The sequence below is a fragment of the Rothia sp. HMSC071F11 genome, assembly GCF_001809115.1.
GTDB classification, from domain to species: domain Bacteria; phylum Actinomycetota; class Actinomycetes; order Actinomycetales; family Micrococcaceae; genus Rothia; species Rothia dentocariosa.
The window spans coordinates 312,564-331,645 of sequence record NZ_KV795730.1; the positions used below are offsets into that span (position 1 = coordinate 312,564).

A 19,082-nucleotide genomic window follows, 5' to 3' on the forward strand; every position below is an offset into this window, starting at 1 on the left:
AAACCTGCCAGCGCGTGTGAGCCTGCTGGGCTTTCGGGGAAATAGTTCCGGTTAATTGGCGGCTAACCTTCGTTAACCGCTCACCGTGAACAGAGGGGTTACACGAACGTTACCGATGCGCTCTCACCGCCGCGGCAACGCATACAGCTAACTGTGCCGAGCATTTCTCACGACCTTCTCAAACACGCAGGTACTCCCCCGGCGCTTACGGTGAAATATTGTGCGGAAGATTTAGTCTTCAATCCACGGATTCACCGCGGGTACGCCCCAGGACCGGTACACCTCAGCTTTTGAAGAAACGATTTCGAGGTCGTGAGCTTGGGCGCTCGCCGCCATCAGACCTTCGAGGGCGGCGGTGGGCAGGGGCTCGGCATCTTTACGTCCGTGACTGTGAGTGCCGCGCGGAGCGCTGCGTCCCGCCCATTCGAGGCTTACGCGCGCATCCACGTTGATGATGTGGTCGGCGAATCTGTCGAGAAGTTCGGCAATCCAGCGGTCGGTCTCTGGGTAGGGGTAGAGTCCTTTGAGCTCGCCTACGCTCAGCACCGAAATGTAGAGGTGTTTATAGGCGCGGCGGCGCAGAAAGGCAACAACTTTGGGATCTGGCGTGGCTTTGCGGATCTCGGCGAGTACATCCGAGTCGAGAAGCAGTCCTGAGGCGCTCATACCCCTATGCTACGCGCAGACCGGCATATTCGACGGCGGGAATACCCTCGGGGTTGGGAAGAAGCAGAAAATTGAGGAATTCGTCGCGCTTAGAAGAAATACGTGCGTAATCCTGAATGCTTACTGCCTGGTAACCGCCGCGTGCGGGCACGGATGCGGCACGCAGATTTTCCTGATAAGAGCGTGCAGGAGTAAGGGGGGATGCTGGAGATGAAGAGCTGTTGTACATTGACAACCATGCGCCGAATGCGCGTTCCTTTCGCGTTGCTCTTGCCTGTACCAAGTGCCACCTGAGGCGGCGAATACAAACCGCTTCGTCATCCGAGCCACCCGTGAACATGGGGTTGGCGTTCGACCATAGTCGGAGCTTATCAGTCGAAACTCTTGAAGCTGAATCCAGGTTACAACAGCTTTCAGGAATCTGTAAACGTGCGAACCCGTCAAATTCTTGTGATTTACATAACGCGATTATGAATGCATACCTGTATATAGCTGCCTCATGGCGGCGTAGTGTGAAGTTTTGGGCCTTCAGAGCAGGTCTACACATTCGAGAAAAATCACGGCACACTGGGTAATGTACAGAAATTTATCTTGCCTCTGATATATCACCATGTCACGCCCACTTTACGCTTCCGGAAAGAAAGAGTGATAACTGTGAAAAAGACTGTACAGATCATGGGGATAGTGGCCGCAATTTTTCTGATCATTGGGTTTGGCTTGTTCATCCTGGCCGGTTGGGGCTCACTTGTAGAGTATCATGCCCTCGAATGGAGGGGCGTGCAGCATAAAGGAGCAAGTCCCCTAACGCGAGCAACCGCCAACCTCAGCTACTGGTTCTTAGGCACCGGTTTTCTCGCCGGGCTCTTCACCTTTATTCTGCGCTTCACAACGACGACTAGGAATACACGCAAGGCACAAAATAAGCACAGTGAGCAGAATAAAACACCCTTGGTAGAAGGCGACCATAACCAGGTTGATTCATAGAGTCAGCATCTAAGGAGTGCTCATGAAAAAAGCTATATACATCGTTGGAGCAGTAGCCGCAGTACTTCTGGTTATCGGGTTTGGATTGCTCATCCTAGCCGGCTGGGGCTCACTCGTGGAATACCACGCCTTCGAGTGGAGGGGTGTCGATCCCGCAGGAGCAAGTCCCCTCGTCATGGCGACTAATAATCTGAGCCTATGGTTCCTAGGCATTGGTTTCCTCACCGGCATTATCACCTTTATTCTGCTCTTCACAACGGCGACCAAGAAGGCACGCAAGGCACAAAACAAGCATGCTGAGCAGAATAAAACACCCTTGGCAAAAGAACGGGACCAGATGAATCCATAAAGTCAGTTACTCAAGGGGAAAGCATGAAAACTGCACGTATGGTCGGGGCAATAGCTGCACTATTCCTCATTCTCGGTATTGGATTGTTCATCCTAGCGGGCTGGGGAGCAGTCGTTGAATACCACGCCTTCGAGTGGAGGGGCATCCAGCCCAAGGGGTCGAGTCCTCTCACACAAGCAGCCGCGACCCTCGCCATGAGTGTCTTATGCGTTGGCTTCCTGACCACCATCATCACTTTTATTATGTTCTTCACAATAGTCATCAAAAATGCACGTAAGAAACGTACAGCCCATCTTGGGTAGACCTCATAACGAATTACCGCGCGATTCTTTGACACCCTTGAGATAATAGAACGGTGAGCACGCCAAACCCTTTCCCCGATATCCCCGTCACCGTTGCGCAGATTATTCGGCAGGCGGGGCATAAGGCATACCAGCGCGGGCTTGCTTATGCCCGTCAGCGTGAAGTGGTGCGCTACACCTACGACGAAGACGAAAACACGCTGGAAGGTCTGGTGAATGGGAGCACCCCTATTCCCTATGAGGTAGATATTCGCTTCTTCCCGGGTTCTGACGCCGATTCCAATCTTTTCAACGCACGATGCACATGCCCAGTCACCGCCGACTGCAAGCACGCCGTCGCCCTCATGCTCACTGCACTCGACCGTGCCAAGACTGCGCGGAAAGCCCTCGACAATGCGCCTGGTGGCCGCATCCGCCAGTCTATGAACCCGGAGAACCCAGAAGATACCGCACAGCAGGTTGCGGAGGCAGCCGACGATCCCCTGGCGGCGTTACGCGCATCCGGGGCGATTCGTTCAGCAAGCTCGCTCACCACCGATCCCAAACCTCTCTCCCTGAACGACCACGAGAATATGCATTCTTCGCCCTCGAAAATTTCGGTGTGGCGGCGCGATATGGCACAGGTTCTCGCTGCCCGGGGCGAAGCATCCGGTATTGATTCTGCACGGGTTCCGGGGGCGCTCGACCTTTCCTTCAGCATTTCGGGTTCGTATGCGCGCGGGCGCAATATTCCCGGTGCAACCCCGCCTATCAATTTGCTGGCGCGACCGCTCATGCAGTCCAAAACCGGGCGCTGGATCAAGGGCGGGCTCAGCTGGGAGACCTTTGCATCCAGCGTGGGTGGGCCGGTCGGTCGTCACGAAGTGTACCCTGAGCACGAACGGTTCTTCGCCGAAATATACGCTATCGCACGCCCGTGGCAGAATATGTATTCTTCGCATCGGGACTGGATTTCGCTCACCGCCACGAACTCCACGCTGCTGTGGGATGTTCTGGCTCGTGCAGAGCAGATCGGCCTGCCGATTCTTCTCGAAGGGTTTGAGGTAACCACGGCAGTTCTACCACCCGCCCAGGTGAGGGTACATGCCGGAGCTGTTGGGGCCGAGTCCCGACAGAACGCAGAGGCTGCCGTGAGCGAAGATTCCACCCCCGACTTGGCTCTTCATGCCGCCTTGGGGTGGGAAACCCGCGAAGATAACCGGGTGCGACAGCTCTGGTTTGATGCCGCACACTGCCACCCTATCGGCTCGCCGCGCTCAGGATTTTTCGCGCTCGGCGGTCTTGTGCAGCGTATTTACGAAGAACAGGCGCATCGGGTGCATTGGAAAAGCACGCGCAAGGGCGCCTTAGACGCGCCGCATCGCGATGTTTTTCAGGCTCAATCTTCGCAGCAGGCGGAGGAGAGCTCGGACGAGAGCGAAAATTCTGAGACACAAACGGGTGGGCTCATTCCCGAGCTATCGCCCGAAAATGCTGCGACGCCGACTATTCCGGATCTGCCGGAAGGTCTTAACCTGGCGTTTATTCCGCTTGCCGAGCCTTTGGACGCAGCCGCAGAATCCTTGGTATCTCGCGGCGAAATGCGTATTCCGGCAGACGAACGCGAAGCTTTTCACCGCGAGTTCTTGCCTACCCTCACGCGGGCCGTCCCATTCCTTACCCCAGACCCGGCTTTGGCGCTGCCGAAGGTTCGTTCACCCTATTTGGTGTTTGAGGCGCATTTTGATGATGAGATTTCGCACGATGCGCTCCTGAATTGGTATTGGGAGTACCCGAAGAACCCACTCGATGAAGAAGGCACAGACTCGGAAGTTCGCCGCCTGCCGGCACTGGGCTCGGGCGCAGAACGCGACGAACGTTTTGAGGCACGGGTGCTGCGCGCGGTACGGTCAGCGACCGCATCTAACCCGGTGTTGGCAGGCGGGTTCGGTGAACGCCGTTCTCAGGGGTGGGAAACCCGCGATATTCTCGCCCATGTGCTGCCCGCCTTGCGGCGTATTCCTGGAGTTCGCGTGCGGCTGCTCGGTCCCGTGCCCGAGTTTACCGAGGCAACCGACGCCATGATTGAGGTCAAGGTGACCGAGGGTAATTCGCGTGACTGGTTCGGGCTGGGTATCGCTATTAAGGTCAATAACTGGACTGTGCCTTTCGCCCAGGTTTTTGAGGCGCTCGATCGGAATCAAGATCGTATTCTGCTGGGTAACGGCACCTATTTTTCACTCAATCGCCCGGAGTTTTCGGCGCTGAGAACCCTCATTGAGGAAGCCCGCACGCTCAACGAAACCGGCAGTGAGCTGCGTATTAACCGGCATCAGGCGGGGCTGTTCTCTGAGCTGGAATCGCTCGCTTCGAGTGTGGAAACCGTGGCTTCTTGGGATGCCCAGGTTAAGAGTCTGCTCACCCTCGTGGAGGCCGCCGACCGGGCGGGTGAGACTGCCGGTTCCGAAGAAGTTTTAGAGAACGAACATTCCGATTCTTTATCTGTTTCTTCCGGCGTATTTTCAGCGAATCACCTGCCCTCTCCCCTGGGTCTTACCGCAGTTCTGCGACCTTATCAGCTTGAGGGTTTCCGCTGGCTCGCGTTCTTGAGGCAGCACCGGCTGGGCGGGATTCTTGCCGACGATATGGGCTTGGGCAAAACCGTGCAGGTGCTCGCTCTGCTTGCCCAGGCGATTGCCGAGCATGAGCAACGCGCCGATAACCCCGAGTTTGAGCCTTTTCTCGTGGTTGCGCCAACATCCGTGGTGGGTAACTGGGCGCAGGAGGCCGCGCGATTCGTGCCGAGCGCGAAGGTGGTGACTATCACCGAGTCTACGGGCAAAAGCGGCAAGAGCATCGCCGAGCTGGTACAGGGTGCGCATCTGGTGCTCACAAGCTATGCGCTGTTCCGCCTCGACGAGGATGGATACACCGAATTCGGTAACCATGTTCCCGAAAACACAGAGAACGGTGCTTCCCCGCGTGCAGGGTGGGGTGCGTTGATTTTGGACGAGGCGCAATTCGTGAAGAACACGAAGACTCGCGCGTGGAAGGTGGCGCGTGCCCTAAACGCGCAGGTAAAACTCGCCATCACGGGCACCCCAATGGAGAACAACCTCATGGAGCTTTGGGCGCTCTTGGCGATTGTGGCGGATGGGCTGTTCCCCTCGGCGCGCATGTTCCGCGACCTATATGCGCGCCCCGCCGAGTCTGGTGAGGACCCGCAGGTTATCGAAAAATTACGCCGCCGGGTTCGCCCTCTGATGCTGCGCCGCACGAAGGATGTGGTCGCTGCCGATCTTCCCGAAAAGAACGATGTGCGGGTAAACGTGCCGCTCACGACGGCGCATCGGCATATTTACGATATGCATCTGCAGCGTGAGCGGCAGAAGGTGCTCGGGCTTTTAGAAGATATGGATAAGAACCGGTTCACGATTTTTCAGTCGCTCACGCTTCTGCGGCGGCTGGCGCTTGATGCCACGCTGATCGACCCTGACGAATACGCCGGGGTGGCTTCCGCCAAGCTCGAATATTTGGTGGAGCATCTGCCCTCGCTCTTAGGCGACGGGCACCGGGTGCTGGTGTTCAGCCAGTTCACGGGGTATTTGCGCACAATTGCTGAACGGCTGCAGACTGAAGGCATAGACTATCTGTACTTGGACGGCACAACCCGCAACCGCCCGCAGGTTCTGAAGGAATTTGCTGAGGGTGCGGCGCCGGTGTTCCTTATTTCGCTCAAGGCGGGTGGGTTCGGGCTGAACCTGACGGAGGCAGATCACTGTTTCATCATGGATCCGTGGTGGAACCCGGCGGCTGAACAGCAGGCGGTAGACCGCATCCACAGGCTGGGGCAGGAACGCGATGTGCACGTGTACCGACTGGTGGCTGAGGGCACCATTGAAGAGAAGGTCATGGATTTGAAGGCATCGAAAGCTGCACTGTTTGATGCGGTCGTCAACGACGGTTCCTTCGCCTCGTCCCGGGTGGATGCGGAACAGATTCGTGAGCTTTTCACCCCGACCGATTCCTAACTTTCCCTGCTAAAAAGGCTCTTTATAAGCCCATCGCCGCCTTATACGTCAGGTCAAATCCAGCCGTTAGTACGCGCCGTATGAGCAGCCTCTACACGTGAAGTACAGTGAAGAAGATGAATGGCTTCAGATAGGTAATTCTTCACAGTACCGTGAGAAAGGTATAGTTCCCGTGCAATTTGATTGACGGTTTTTCCTTCCATAGTCAGTTTTAGAACATCCTGATGTCTGGGTTTGAGTGGATTAGCTGGCAGCGTAGCACCACTAAGAAGCAGCGCAGAATCAACCACTACCTTCCCAGAATGTATATCCCGAATAATATTTGATACTTCTTCAGCATCTTGATCTTTTGTAATAAAAGCACAAGCACCGCTTTCAAGAGCACGACGAACGTAACCAGGAGATTGAAAAGTCGTCAGAATAGCTATTTTCGTGTTTATGCCTTGCTTCTGAACCTCATCAAGAACATCTAGACCGTTAAGTTTTGGCATTTCAATATCAAGAAGCGCTACATTTGGAACATATGTGACAATACTATCCAGAGCTTCCTGTCCATCTCGACAAACACACACAATTTCCAAATCTTCTTCTTCATCAATGAGACTGGCGAGCGCGCTACCAAACATCGTCTGATCATCAGCTATAAGAACAGTAATCATAGTTTTATGCCCCTCCAGTAATGATGTTAGAAGCTGGGATCCTAGCTTTGACTTGGGTTCCGCCCTCAGGTGCGGCACCAAGAGTTGTCTCTCCGCCTATATGTTGAATGCGGGTATTCATATCTGCTAAACCGGCACCGGTATTCCGCGTAGAACTTTCTTTCAGCCCTATGCCATCATCCGCGATAATAAGCATATAGTCACCCGAAGAATGTTGTTTTAGACTTACCCAGCAATTTTTTGCACCGCTATGTTTAAGAACATTGGTGATAGCTTCAAGAAGCACCCAATACAGTGCTGTGAGGGTACTTGGGTTAAGGACCTTGAGAACATTCTGCTGAATATCCATGTGGGCTTGAATACCACGATATGACAGTAATGACGGTATAGCATTGAGTTGATGCGAGAAATCAACTGTATTAAAGCCTTCCACAACGTCGCGTAAATGAGCTATAGAAGAACGTGTCATTTTCTGTATCGCACGCGCTTCATATGCCACATCTGAATCAAGAGGTTTTAAGGTACGTACCAATTGTTGCAGGCGAATATTAATAACTGTTAAATCATGCCCTATAAGATCATGAAGGTTCGCCGCAATCTGGGTCCTAAACTCTGCCTGTAGGTTCTGTTCACGTAACTCTTGGTTCTGTTTAGCAATATAAAGTTCTTCTTGAAGCCGCCGGTGTGATACTCGGCTAATCCGAAGATTCATGAAGAGAAACCCCACGATGGCAACAATAGCTGGATCATGGGAACTGGTGTTGATCTCCCAGCTAGGTTCTAAAGTCTGCAAATAGTTAAGAGCCACAACAACTGCCAGGGTTGTAATAGCTGCTATTTTTGTATTCCGTACTCCGGTAACTGCTATAGCACAACATAAAATCCCCACCGGGAGCATAGATTGCTTAATGCCTAGAATACCTACTAAGGAAAAGATAATAATAATGATAGAAACAACACTATGGATCTTCCCTACGGTAGGACGCTGGATTCTGAGGTACCCAATCCAGACCACAGCAAGCACAAGAGCACACCAAGCCAGAGCGGTCCATATACCGTAAGTATCAAACATGGGTGTAAAACCTTACCGTAGAAGCTAGGAACTCACGAGAATCTCGCCCACAGGAACCAGTCTATCGGATGAAACGCCTGTGAGTGTTTCAAACGCGCGGGCATCGCCACCGCCTAAAGGGCATACGTTGAGTGGTATTTCTTCCGCAAGCAGGCAGGCCGTTTGCATCCATGCTCCTACGTGTTTGAGGGTAAGAGAATATGCGACTCCTTCATACGTTGAAGTCACAAGGTCAAAATCAGCAGCTAATAAAACAAGCCCCTGTACATCTTCAGTCTTTAGCCTTGCCGAACTTGCATAGGTACGCAATAGACGCATGTACGCGCTCTGAGTTTTCTCCTCAACAGCCGCAACCTGTTCATACTGACGAGTATGCAGGTTTGCATACCATAGCCCTTGTTCCAGCCCTTCGATATTCTGAGCAATGATGAAGGGGTAAAGCTCGTGAAGAGCGCCACCGCTGGGAAAAGGTAGCCGTGTTATATTTTCACTCTTATGGGAAGTTTCACGCAGGCTTTCTTCCAACAGTGTTGTCAGAGATTCAAGACTTAACGAAGATTTTTGCGGTATGCGCCGCGATGTTCGTTGTAGAAGCGCCTGATCTAGAAGAAGTTGGTGGCGGCGAGAATCAACTTTGGGGAAGGAAACTTGTCGAAGAGAAGCCAAGTCTTTGAGCAAGGTTGTGTTGTGCTCACGTGTTCGAGTAGCGCCATACCCTCCGGTTGCCGTATCAAACCTGGAACGTCGGTACATAAAATAGTCATGAGGTTCCCAACAGTCCCAAGGACCATATTTATGATGCTGTTCTTCAGGCGCAAAAATCCCTATAAATTCCAGAATTTTATGGGTTACGCCACCCGTCATAGCATCTAACCAGGCTTGGGCATTGAGAGTTACTCGTAAAGGCCGATGCGCTATTTCAAAGCGAGTATTTCCATTCATCCCGTAAATAACAACACCCGGCGTAAGAGTGCAGTCAGTATGACCAAGCGGATAATTTGCCTCGTCAAGAACAGGTTCCAGCGCGTCTTCAGTCAGCAGGAGCTCAAAGCCAGAAATCTCTATGCTTGCTCCGGTTTCAGGGTTGATAAGACGTTGTATAAGGTTTCTTGACGAGCTCTGTCGTGTCAATATCAGAGCGGCCTGCTGTGCAGATACGTCTAAGTTCTGAGCCCAGTCTTCTAAAGTTCCGAACTTTCCATTGTTTTGAGGATGCGTCTGTTTCAGCTGATATTCACAATGAATCAAAGGTATTTTGTGTGGATTCAGGTGGGTCTTTGTCACGGGGTAACTCCCTCTAGAAGAACATGGAGGTCGGATTGAGGTCAGTTTCTTGGATGGGCTGGGTAAGCCATCCGCATTGAACCGGCACATCGTAGAGTCGTCCCGTTGCTAAGCGCCTCCACCACGGACGCAGCCCCGGGACTAGAGCACGTACTACAGGAAGCCCAATATAAGGACGTGTAAGCTCTTGAAGATACACAGGTAAACCGACATCTTCTAGACGCGCAATAATACGTTGGGGGTCGGCTTGCTTCCACGGTACATGTTCTACGTTAAGTGCCTGTGGATCAGGTACAAGATGAGGATTATCGGCTAGTTTAGCGTTTTGAAGCCAATGACTAGCAGCATCATCTACCGAAATTTTAAGGAGGTCTAGATCCATACCTTCTGCGGTCCTAAATTGCGCTGGCAGGGCACACATAAACTGCAGAGCCTCTGTTACTGCACGGGTTGCGGCAATTTCAGGGTTAGGATGCGCGCCGAACCCCAGAATGATCTGATCGGACACACCCCCAGGTTTAGGGGCTACAGCGGCAGCTACAGGAATACCTATGTCTGTTGTGATATCTAGAATCTCTAGGTTGCGGCCAATACTTTGCAGCCATTCTCGGGTACGCTGAATAAAAGGGGTATCCGTAAACTCGGGTGCCATTATCTGGCGGGGAATTTCGTTGTACCACCAAATGGCAACGGCATCGCGCTCAATAAGTTCAAGCAGAGCCTGCGCGGCGGCATCGCCTGGGGTAGAACCACTTGCGAGACCGTTTGAATCTGAACGCATCATTTTCTGTCCAAGCGGGCATTTTGCACCTGGCAGCATCGCTCCATGATCAAACATGAATAACGAGTACGCTGCAGGAATCCAGGCAGTTTCATCACATGCGGGTCGCCAAACAGGCATCCAATCAATCTCTGCTGTGGGATCGAATTTTTCTGGAACCCAATGATATGGATCCTTCACTTGGTTGAGAACATCCCGTTGCTCGTATTGATCCTGAGAGAACTGTGTCAGGGTTCGAGGGTCTAGAGCCTGCTCCCCCAAGTCTTTATAGCTGGTGTGTAAACGGGCTTCAGTGCCGTCAGAGATCGCACTATGACGTTCAATAGCTTCTGCCAAACCGGATACTCGGGCGCCTAAATCGGTGGTTCCTTTACCCGAAGAACGACCGCGTAAGCTACGTGTGAATTCTTCAGAACTACCGTGATTGAGTGCCCAGTTATGTCCCGCCCCATAAACGTGTACCAGGAGCTCTTCGTCTTCAGGTACCAAACGTTTAAGGCTTGAGACGACTCCTGTTACATCAGATACAAGATGTCGATAGGTTTCCCAGGTCTCTCGGGTAGATTTTGCGCGTCCAGCGTCGTTGACGGGATTGAAGCTCAGGTCAATTTTTTTAGCCTGCGCGTCAAGGTTCAACGGTTGAGCTTTGGTAGTCTTGGCCCCCGTCATGACGTAGTGCTCCCCTTCAAAGAGACCGTTTTTAAAACGTAAGACTGTATTCTCTGCGGGCTCTGATGTCTTCATTCGCTGAATTGCCAACCAGATAAGCGAGTGCACCACGGAACGCGGAGTTACTGCGGCCGCCCCCATAACATTGTCCAGAAGTTTACCGCCCGAAAGAGCATACTGTGCGTTAACTTGAAGACTATGCTTGAGCTGGTCATAAGGTACGCTCGACGAAGTCCCCAGCACTGGGCTTATGAGAGCATCCGCTCCCTGTAATTGCACTAGGCAGTACAGATACCCCGCCGCCTCATACTTCCGAGACAGCTTTTCGACAGCGGGAGAAATCATATCTTCGCAGACAATCACTGTTGGCAAACCCGAATTCACGCTAGGAACCATGTGCCCATCAATAACTCGTATACCGTCTTGAGGCGAGGCAGAGAAAGACTCAAGAACTCGGGCACGAGTAACGTCAATAATCTCAATATTTCCCTGCGTAGTATGGTCTGAAAGTTGAGTCTCAGTCATAATAAGCCCGCGATACTGCAGCTGAGCCGCAAGAGCAAACATGAGTGGAAGATCCGCTGCCCAGCGGGGTAAACGCATCATATCTTCCAAGGTTTTCCCGTCAACTTCAGCGATGAATTCAGCCTCAGACCCTTCAAGCAGCACTGTTGTTTCGGGCGAAGAAGCAACAACTGTCGTGCGATTTTCCCGGGTCTGCTGAGTAAAGTGGAATTGTGGGTTCCTTACATATCGTTCAGTTCCTTGGGAATATAGCTCAGCGGTCTCAGAATGGTTATCTAACGATGCGGTTATCATAGTTCTCTCCTAGTGTTGTCGGGGATCCCACCGGAATTTAGTAATCGCAAAAATAAGTGAAACTGCACACCATAAACCAATAACCAGCATCCCTTGAGTACTGATGAACTGGGTTCCTGAAGGGATGGTTAATCCAGTATCACTTACCTGCGCGTGTGCCACATCGAGCCCGAACCATGCGGAACGTAATGCATCCGTTAAGTGCACAAGGGGGAACCATCCTGCAAAGTCTCGTAGCCCAGCTGGGATAGTCCATACAGGTTGGAAGATACCTGAGAGGAACATCAAAACTAGAGCAGGCGGTAACAGCATAATCTGAGTTGCTTCTGCACTGGGAATAAACGATGCGTACGCAGCACCGATGAGCGATAGCACCACCGTAGTCAGCAGAATAACCAATATCGTCAGTGGAATATTTTTAGGCATAGGCAGGTGATACACCGTCATGCCAAAGACAATAAGGATTAAAGTACAAGCTAGGGCAATGATGGATGCAGTCACAATGTAACCAGCGATTACTGCGGCATCCGATGTGCTCCGAAGTCGCAGACGTTTCAGGAGAGAGGTCGAGCGCTGCGCCGCCATATCACCTGCTACACGCACAAATGTACCCATCAGAAGCGTATAACAGCACAAGCCCACAATAGTCCAGCTTGCCATTGTTACGTTAATTCCCTGCTGAGCGGGAATATCAGCCTGTCCTGAAGATCCACTGGCGAAGAGCACGATCATCATAATGGGGAAGGCTAAGGTGAAAAAAACACTCCGCATATTGCGGATAAAGACGGTCAGCTGCATGGCTATTTGCGCATACAGACTCCGTGTGAAGTTTGAGATTGTGGCACTCACGTAAGTGGCCTTCCTAGTCTGTGCGGGTACTACCTATACCCTGCGGGGCATCCGTAGATCGCACAATGCTGCCGTACGCGTTTTCAAGTGAATAGTCGCTGAGCGCAAAATCAAGGACAGCATCACGATATGCGGATGTTGCAAATAAGTTTTGTAACCCTGTTGGGGACTCTACATCGAATGAAACCGTGGCATCATGAACACGTATATTCTTGTACCCGCTCTGCGAAGAAAGGACTCCGCCAAGAGCTTGGGCGTTCTGGCAGTCCGAGAGTTCTACCCAGCCTTGCCGTGTGTGACTGTATTCTTTAGCAATATGCGCTGGGGTTCCGCTCGCAACAATCTGCCCGTTAAGGAGAATAGAAAGTTGCTGGCAAAGAGCCGAAACTTCATCAAGATAGTGAGAAGTAAGCAATATGGTAGTACCTGTTTCGGCAAGGTTCTGAATAACCTCCCACACATCTCTACGTGCTAACGGATCAAGTCCAGTTGTGGGTTCGTCAAGAATAAGCAGAGAAGGATTTCCCATCATAGCCAGATACAGATCAAGTTTGCGCCTTTCGCCACCGGAAAGCTCATGGATTCTGCGATCCGCTAGTTTCTCAAGATCGAAAAACTCAGGCACTGTGTATTCTGTTGCAGACATATAACGCTGCCAGCAGGTGACAGCATCTTTGACTTTGAGTCCAGTCGGGAATGCCGCTTCCTGCATCACAATACCCATATGTGAACGCACAAGGGCAGAGTTGCGATGCGGATCAACGCCGAGGACCTGCATCGTACCGCTTGTAGGTTTAGAAGATCCGGTGCACAAATCTACAAAGGTGCTTTTCCCCGCGCCGTTAGGGCCGAGAATACCGTGAACTGCTCCCCTTTCGACCGCGAGGTTGACGCCTTTAAGCACCTTCACATCACTATAATTTTGGTGAATGTTCTCAGCGATAACACTGTATTGCTCATATCCCTGCATAAAGATTCTCCCCAGAGATTGAAGGTATAAGGTGTACCGGCATTTGGATCCACGTAGAGTTGATCATTTCCGGTAGTGGTTCGGGATTTTCACCAAGCCGTAAAGTACACGCAGATTCTGCGATTTTATGGGTAACTGCCCCCATGAGAGGACGGGCGATGGGGAATCCGAGGCATGCGTGAGGTCCCATCCCAAAGGTTACTTCTGACGCATGCGGCCTGCCGGGCGTAAACTCATCGTGGTTTGGGAACATTCTGGAATCGTGTTGTGCGGCATGAAGTAAACACACGATTAATTCCCCCGCACGAATGGACGTTCCATCTATTTTGGTATCGACAGTAGCGAGGCGTCCTAACGCTGCGGTAGGCGTGTATAGGCGCAGTGCCTCATCAACCATAGCGATAGAGTTCTCGTAATTTACTGTTTCCCAAAGGTTACGCTGTGTCAGTACGGTCAAAACGTTAGTCATAGCCCATTGCAGGCTCTCATGGGTGATTGAGGCGAGCATACTGACAATTTCGACTGCTGCATCGTGGGGCATACCGTCATGACGATACTGTTGGTAGAACCCTCCTGCACCCATAACGTCTTCGGCGAAGAGCTGATGCGCGTCTGGAGCAGAGAGTTTCCCTTCTCGTTTGCTCGGGACTGCGCCCCGTTTTCGGCACCATCGAGAAAGCTCGATAATATCTCCTTCATACCCGATAAGAACACTAATCAGGGATACCGCGAGATCATCACACCACCCTGCAAGATCTAGCTTTTTTGACTGCGCGAGCATCGTGACGGACTGCTCGATAGCATCTCGACAACGTTCTACCGCTTTCTTAGAATTCGCAGCGGTAAAAGGCGTGCGTAGCCTTTTGCGCATCTGGCGAAGAGGGGATCCATCCATATGCGCTAAGAACCTTTGCTGAGTTTGAGGGATCTGAAAATCTGCAGGTTCAGGTTTCGCGTAGTGTGCCTGGGACTGCATTTGACTCAAATATTTTTGTCCTACAGCAGAGAACCTTTGGTCATCATGCAAAACCGTTTTAACACTCTCAAACCGAGTGGCCAACAAAACGCCAGAAATATCTGATGCCCCAATACCCTCAGGAGCGTGGCTCTGCCAGGCTAGAGCACTCGAAATAGGAGATTCGTACCAAGCGGATGTAAAAAGATGCGGGGGTTCAGGCATCTGAACTAATCCGTTGTCATATGTAAAAGTCATAGGAACGGCCACCAATGATTGGCTGAAGCGTTAATAAGCAAAAATCCGACGAGTAACGCTCCACGAAAAACCCAACGACCTGTTGAACGCTTTTTCATGATTTTCCTTCACTGTGTATCCAGAGCGGGAACCAGGCTAGTACTCAAGCTTTAATAGCCTGGTTCCCGTCGTTGTTTATAGCCCTTCAGAATTTAGCAAGGGCAGCAGCAGCACCAGCAAATGTCAATATCTTCAGGTGAATCGGTGGTATCAAGATCTTCTTCGACTGCGGGAGCGATTGCGATGACGAGTTCTTCCCCGTCATCAACAACCTTGTGGTGCCCCAGAGTTAGGGTTTCATCTTCTACCAGGCGGACCTGAGTTCCTGAGGGAACAACGCCTGCTTCAGCCAAAACCTCGCTGGGATTTGCCACAAGTGCACGGCGGTGAGCGGGGCTACCCGCTGCCGTCCCGAAAGTACGTGCGGCTGCAAGAGCGTTGACTTTAGTGGTGACTAGTGCAGTCATCATATTCTCCTTAGAACACCGATTGGATAGAAGCCTTTTCTATCCCGGCTATTCCAGTCTCTCGAAGAAAACTCTTCACAGGCAGTGCCGTAACGTCAGTAAGAATGTATGACTATAGTCATGCGACTTGCTGCTCGACAGGAATCAAATCCTGTTTATCTCTACAGCTCATACTTTTTGTACTTTCTGAATCTAAAAAGGCTCTTGATAGCGAATAAATCGGGATTTTTCACGCTTTATATAAATTACGGGCTCTTTTTCCGCACATGGAAGGGGCTTACCGGTTTCGCGCTGGGCTGGATGCGCCCGTCACCCTAGCGTGCAGCTTCTTTAAGGCTGTGTTCAAAAAATTCACATGTTTTCTGCCAAGTTTCACATGTATCATTCATAGTTCCTTCCCACCGTTGCTAACCGTACCGGTGGTTAGGTTGATAAGCGATCGTCATCATATGTCCGCAAGTATCTACCATAAATAATTCACACATACCTGTGCCGCCGCCCCAAGCCTGAATTCGCTCATTTATACTCTTGATTGCACGTTTAGTATTCCACACCTCATCTCGAGTTGATCCCAACATCAACAAATCCCCTTTAATCTTTTCAACAGGAATAACACTGCTGGGTTTTATAGATAGTCGCTGCACTTTGAATATTTTATCAAATATATAATTCATCAGATTAAATTTTGTATACGGAACTTCATGACCTTTATAAGTCCACGAAGAAGCTCTTGAATTGATTTTTCCTCTAATTCCTTCCAAAACAGCATCGAATGGAGAGTTAAGCACGGTGCAAGAGATTTCAGGAAATATACTACTTGCTAATAGTGCCAATTCAGCCCCTTTAGAACGTCCATACAAACCTATTCTATTAGAGTCTACGTAAGGGTTATTCTGGAGAAATGAAATAGAATCCTTAATAATTTCTACAGGTATTTTACAAAGATGTGATGATATACCTTGCAAGCCGAAGTATCCTAGCGCCAGAGTACTGTATCCATGGCCAGATAATACTTGAGCAATATTTTGTGCTTTCTCTATGCGTCCATCGCTTCCGCTCAGGACAATAATAGATGGCTTTCTACCGCCTAATGGATTGTAGAAAAATCGCCCTTTCGCATGAGAAAAATCAACGTCTTTAGACTCTATACTGGGAAGTTGATAATACCGTGTTACGGTTTTTTGCGCGACAACAATCCCTCGCTCAATAACCTCCACAAGAATGTCATAGCTTGGGTATAGAGAAATATCAGAGATTTTTTGAGATAATTTCTGCGTGTAACTTTTCAGAGGTTTGCACGCCGCAAAGAGCCCCATTGGCAAAACACCTGTATATGAACCTGCTAAAGCAGGATCACGGTCAAGCCGAAGAGACCCATCCCCACGCGTTTTAAACGTTGCTTGAGAACGCCATGGCACCTCTATATTCAAATACATCGGAGCATTGATACAATAATAGTTGTATATAGCCATGCGGATATCCACATAACTTTCTGGAGGGAGGTTGCTAAGCGATATGAAGAAAGGGGTATCCGCTAGGTTACTTTGACTAATAATAGAAATTATATTATTTTGATTCATTTTCACACCTCAAAAAACGTTCTTTATTTCACAGAATCCCACGGAAGATTCAACCACACCTTCATAACATCTTCCATAAAGTCTTGCACATCATTTATGAAACTACTTGGATATTTTTTGAGAACATTCATCATGCTTTGAATAAGATAATCATGTTGTTTCTGATGTTGCTGACAGACATACCTGCCTCCGTTAGTTAGCGACAAAATATACTCAATACGCCCCTGAGAAGTCTTCGTCTTGATAACCAAATCTTTCTGGACCAGACGAGAAACCATCTGAGTAACAGCACTCCGGGAAACTTCCTGAATTTCTGAAAGTCGCGTCAGGTTTATAGATTCATATTTTCCAATAAGAACCACTGTATGTACTTCCGAAAATGTAAGAGTTGGGTATTCTTTAATAAAGTGTTGCTTTTTCTCTAAAGCTATATATTCTGAAATAAGCTGTTGAAATTTAGCATTAACTTCCAGAAAGTGCCGGGTCTCCATAGGAACTCCTACGAATAAAATATTATTGTTAAGTACCTTAACAGTAAGCTTTTCAACAGCTTATGTCAACTACTTTCAGACTTACCTCTCTAAAAGATCTTTCAGAGAGTTTCTTCGGTTTCGCGCTGGGCTGGATGCGCCCGTCACCCTAGCGTGCGAGCGCATCCAGGGGTACCGTTGAAAACGTCAGTCCCCATCAAATCTCAGGAGAAGTAATGGTCAAAAACATCACGTTCAACGACGGCAACAGCATCCCTCAGCTCGGGTATGGCGTGTGGCAGATTGAGGATAATGGTGCCGCCGATGCTGTCGGTACGGCTCTCGAAGCAGGGTACCGCCACATCGATACCGCATCCATCTATGGGAACGAGGTTGGGGTGGGTCGCGGTATTGCCGCCAGCTCCGTGCCGCGCGAGGATATTTTTCTCACCACCAAGCTGTGGAACTCGGATCAGGGTTTTGAGAAGGCTATTGCCGCGCTTGATGCGTCGTTAGAGCGGCTCGGCACCGATTACGTGGATTTGTATCTGATTCACTGGGCTATGCCGCAGCAGGGCACCTATCTGGAGTCGTGGCGGGCGCTCATTGAGTTGAAAAAGCAGGGTAAGGTGCGTTCGATTGGTGTCTCTAACTTTCCGCAGGCTCAGCTGCGCGAAATTATCGCCGATACCAGCGTGACCCCGGCGATTCACCAGATTGAGCTGCACCCGTATTTCTCGCAGGAAGATATGCGCGCGGTGCACAGTGAGTTTGGTATTGTGACCGAGGCTTGGTCGCCGCTCGGTCAGGGTGGCGAGATTCTGAAAGACCCGGTGATCGTTGAGATTGCGGGTAAGCACGGTATCTCTCCGGCGCAGGTTGTGCTCGCCTGGCATCTGGCGAAGGGGATCGTGGCGATTCCGAAGTCGGTTACTCCTGCGCGCATTGCCGAGAACTTTGCAGCCGCTAATGTCACCCTGGATACAGCAGATATTGCGGCGATTGATGGGCTTACGCGGAAAGATGGTCGCATAGGTCCGGACCCTGAGAATCCTAAATTCTAGGCGCAACGTACCGCGAAGCTCTGCCGTGAGTTGTTGCGGATAGCGCAGCGAGGAGCGAACGAACATATCCGCAACAACTTGCGCCGGGTAAGTACACGAGACTCTAAGAAGATGAATGCGGTTCCAGACGCACCGAAAGCGCATTAAAAGAGGACTTGAGGTCGCCCCACGACCGAAGGACGGACATGCGCTAAGGTGTTGTCAGGTGCCGCATCCAGAATACGCGCTACCGGATGCTCGTTCCTGCGACGCGCATTAGGGGTTCAACCCTATCAAGAACGTTTATTCGTTTTCTTATGTGTCGTCTCCGAGCGCTCCGAGTCGCCCTCATCTACCAGCAGCGAGAGCGAAATACGGCGGCGAGACGCATCTACCTCAACAACTCTCACGGTCACGATATCGCCGCTTCGCACAATGTCGTGCGGGTTCGCAACATACTCGCGGCTCATCTGCGAGATATGAATCAGCCCGTCTTGGTGCACCCCGATGTCGACGAAGGCACCGAAGGCCGCCACATTCGAGACGGTGCCCTCAAGCACCATCCCCACGGTTACGTCCTCAAAGCGAGAGATATCCTCAGAGAAGTGTGCGGTACGAAATTCGGGGCGCGGGTCACGCCCGGGGCGGCGCAATTCCTCAAATATATCGCGCACGGTGTATTCACCGATGCTCTCGTTCACATAGTCGGCGGGGTCGAGTGCGGTGAGCGAGTCTTCCCCGTCACTGCCGATAAGCCGCCCGGATTGCCAGAGTGCCCCGTGATTCCGCTGCGCATCGGCAATAATGCGCCGCGCCACGGGATACGATTCGGGGTGCACGGCAGAGGCATCCAGCG

At 51.0% G+C, this 19,082-nt stretch carries 18 protein-coding genes and 1 riboswitch; of the genes, 5 read left to right on the forward strand and 13 right to left on the reverse strand.

The genetic code is table 11. The features are described from left to right. Positions 1 to 231: 231 nt before the first annotated feature. Together HMPREF2554_RS02315 and HMPREF2554_RS02320 are read right to left on the reverse strand one after the other, a co-directional pair. Complete coding sequence (locus HMPREF2554_RS02315; protein ID WP_013398546.1) at positions 232 to 666, reverse strand: PIN domain-containing protein; 435 nt, start codon at positions 664 to 666, stop codon at positions 232 to 234. A 4-nt stretch (positions 667 to 670) separates the two neighbouring features. Continuing rightward, the gene (locus HMPREF2554_RS02320) at positions 671 to 949 is read right to left on the reverse strand and encodes a nuclease PIN (RefSeq protein ID WP_238382392.1); all 279 of its coding nucleotides are present in this window, start codon (positions 947 to 949) and stop codon (positions 671 to 673) included. Continuing rightward, positions 928 to 1,056: riboswitch (SAM riboswitch) on the reverse strand. Its footprint overlaps the gene before it by 22 nt. A 264-nt stretch (positions 1,057 to 1,320) precedes the next feature. Between HMPREF2554_RS02320 and HMPREF2554_RS02325 the strand changes: the two genes are divergently transcribed. The 4 genes from HMPREF2554_RS02325 to HMPREF2554_RS02340 are packed head-to-tail and all read left to right on the forward strand — an operon-like array spanning position 1,321 to position 6,311. After that, the gene (locus HMPREF2554_RS02325) at positions 1,321 to 1,650 is read left to right on the forward strand and encodes a hypothetical protein (RefSeq protein WP_070553863.1); all 330 of its coding nucleotides are present in this window, start codon (positions 1,321 to 1,323) and stop codon (positions 1,648 to 1,650) included. Between the two features lie 22 nt (positions 1,651 to 1,672). After that, positions 1,673 to 1,999 carry a hypothetical protein gene (locus tag HMPREF2554_RS02330; RefSeq protein WP_070553809.1) on the forward strand — a complete coding sequence of 109 codons (327 nt, stop codon included), beginning with the start codon at positions 1,673 to 1,675 and terminating at the stop codon, positions 1,997 to 1,999. A gap of 23 nt (positions 2,000 to 2,022) precedes the next feature. Further along, complete coding sequence (locus HMPREF2554_RS02335) at positions 2,023 to 2,301, forward strand: hypothetical protein (RefSeq protein WP_070553811.1); 279 nt, start codon at positions 2,023 to 2,025, stop codon at positions 2,299 to 2,301. 53 nt (positions 2,302 to 2,354) lie between these two features. Continuing rightward, positions 2,355 to 6,311, forward strand: coding sequence for a DEAD/DEAH box helicase (locus HMPREF2554_RS02340; RefSeq protein ID WP_070553813.1), 3,957 nt, complete (start codon positions 2,355 to 2,357; stop codon positions 6,309 to 6,311). Between the two features lie 53 nt (positions 6,312 to 6,364). Here HMPREF2554_RS02340 and HMPREF2554_RS02345 read toward each other — a convergent pair whose 3' ends face one another. From HMPREF2554_RS02345 to HMPREF2554_RS02395, 10 genes are all read right to left on the reverse strand, one after another. Next, the gene (locus HMPREF2554_RS02345) at positions 6,365 to 6,970 is read right to left on the reverse strand and encodes a response regulator transcription factor (protein ID WP_070553816.1); all 606 of its coding nucleotides are present in this window, start codon (positions 6,968 to 6,970) and stop codon (positions 6,365 to 6,367) included. Between the two features lie 4 nt (positions 6,971 to 6,974). Beyond that, the gene (locus tag HMPREF2554_RS02350; RefSeq protein ID WP_070553818.1) at positions 6,975 to 8,042 is read right to left on the reverse strand and encodes a sensor histidine kinase; all 1,068 of its coding nucleotides are present in this window, start codon (positions 8,040 to 8,042) and stop codon (positions 6,975 to 6,977) included. A 24-nt stretch (positions 8,043 to 8,066) separates the two neighbouring features. Further along, positions 8,067 to 9,326 carry a SagB family peptide dehydrogenase gene (locus HMPREF2554_RS02355; RefSeq protein ID WP_070553820.1) on the reverse strand — a complete coding sequence of 420 codons (1,260 nt, stop codon included), beginning with the start codon at positions 9,324 to 9,326 and terminating at the stop codon, positions 8,067 to 8,069. Between the two features lie 13 nt (positions 9,327 to 9,339). Continuing rightward, a complete protein-coding gene (locus HMPREF2554_RS02360) occupies positions 9,340 to 11,595 on the reverse strand; it encodes a YcaO-like family protein (RefSeq protein WP_070553822.1) in 2,256 nt (751 codons plus the stop codon). Positions 11,596 to 11,604: 9 nt separating this feature from the next. Next, complete coding sequence (locus HMPREF2554_RS02365) at positions 11,605 to 12,444, reverse strand: ABC transporter permease (protein WP_141744356.1); 840 nt, start codon at positions 12,442 to 12,444, stop codon at positions 11,605 to 11,607. A gap of 13 nt (positions 12,445 to 12,457) precedes the next feature. Beyond that, positions 12,458 to 13,414, reverse strand: a complete 957-nt coding sequence (locus HMPREF2554_RS02370; protein WP_070553826.1) for an ABC transporter ATP-binding protein — start codon at positions 13,412 to 13,414, stop codon at positions 12,458 to 12,460. Continuing rightward, positions 13,401 to 14,594, reverse strand: a complete 1,194-nt coding sequence (locus HMPREF2554_RS02375; protein ID WP_070553828.1) for a cytochrome P450 — start codon at positions 14,592 to 14,594, stop codon at positions 13,401 to 13,403. The genes HMPREF2554_RS02370 and HMPREF2554_RS02375 overlap by 14 nt, the downstream gene beginning before the upstream one ends. 224 nt (positions 14,595 to 14,818) lie before the next feature. Next, positions 14,819 to 15,133 carry a hypothetical protein gene (locus tag HMPREF2554_RS02380; protein ID WP_070553830.1) on the reverse strand — a complete coding sequence of 105 codons (315 nt, stop codon included), beginning with the start codon at positions 15,131 to 15,133 and terminating at the stop codon, positions 14,819 to 14,821. Between the two features lie 407 nt (positions 15,134 to 15,540). Continuing rightward, a complete protein-coding gene (locus HMPREF2554_RS02390) occupies positions 15,541 to 16,713 on the reverse strand; it encodes an acyl-CoA thioester hydrolase/BAAT C-terminal domain-containing protein (protein ID WP_083297424.1) in 1,173 nt (390 codons plus the stop codon). A gap of 23 nt (positions 16,714 to 16,736) precedes the next feature. Beyond that, the gene (locus tag HMPREF2554_RS02395) at positions 16,737 to 17,204 is read right to left on the reverse strand and encodes a MarR family transcriptional regulator (RefSeq protein ID WP_070553834.1); all 468 of its coding nucleotides are present in this window, start codon (positions 17,202 to 17,204) and stop codon (positions 16,737 to 16,739) included. Between the two features lie 215 nt (positions 17,205 to 17,419). Here HMPREF2554_RS02395 and HMPREF2554_RS02400 point away from each other — a divergent pair, with 215 nt between their 5' ends. Then, a complete protein-coding gene (locus HMPREF2554_RS02400; RefSeq protein ID WP_070553836.1) occupies positions 17,420 to 18,247 on the forward strand; it encodes an aldo/keto reductase in 828 nt (275 codons plus the stop codon). A gap of 272 nt (positions 18,248 to 18,519) precedes the next feature. Here the strand turns inward: HMPREF2554_RS02400 and HMPREF2554_RS02405 are convergent. Further along, positions 18,520 to 19,082, reverse strand: a 563-nt coding sequence (locus HMPREF2554_RS02405; RefSeq protein ID WP_141744359.1) for a S1 RNA-binding domain-containing protein, incomplete at its 5' end; no start/stop codon positions are given.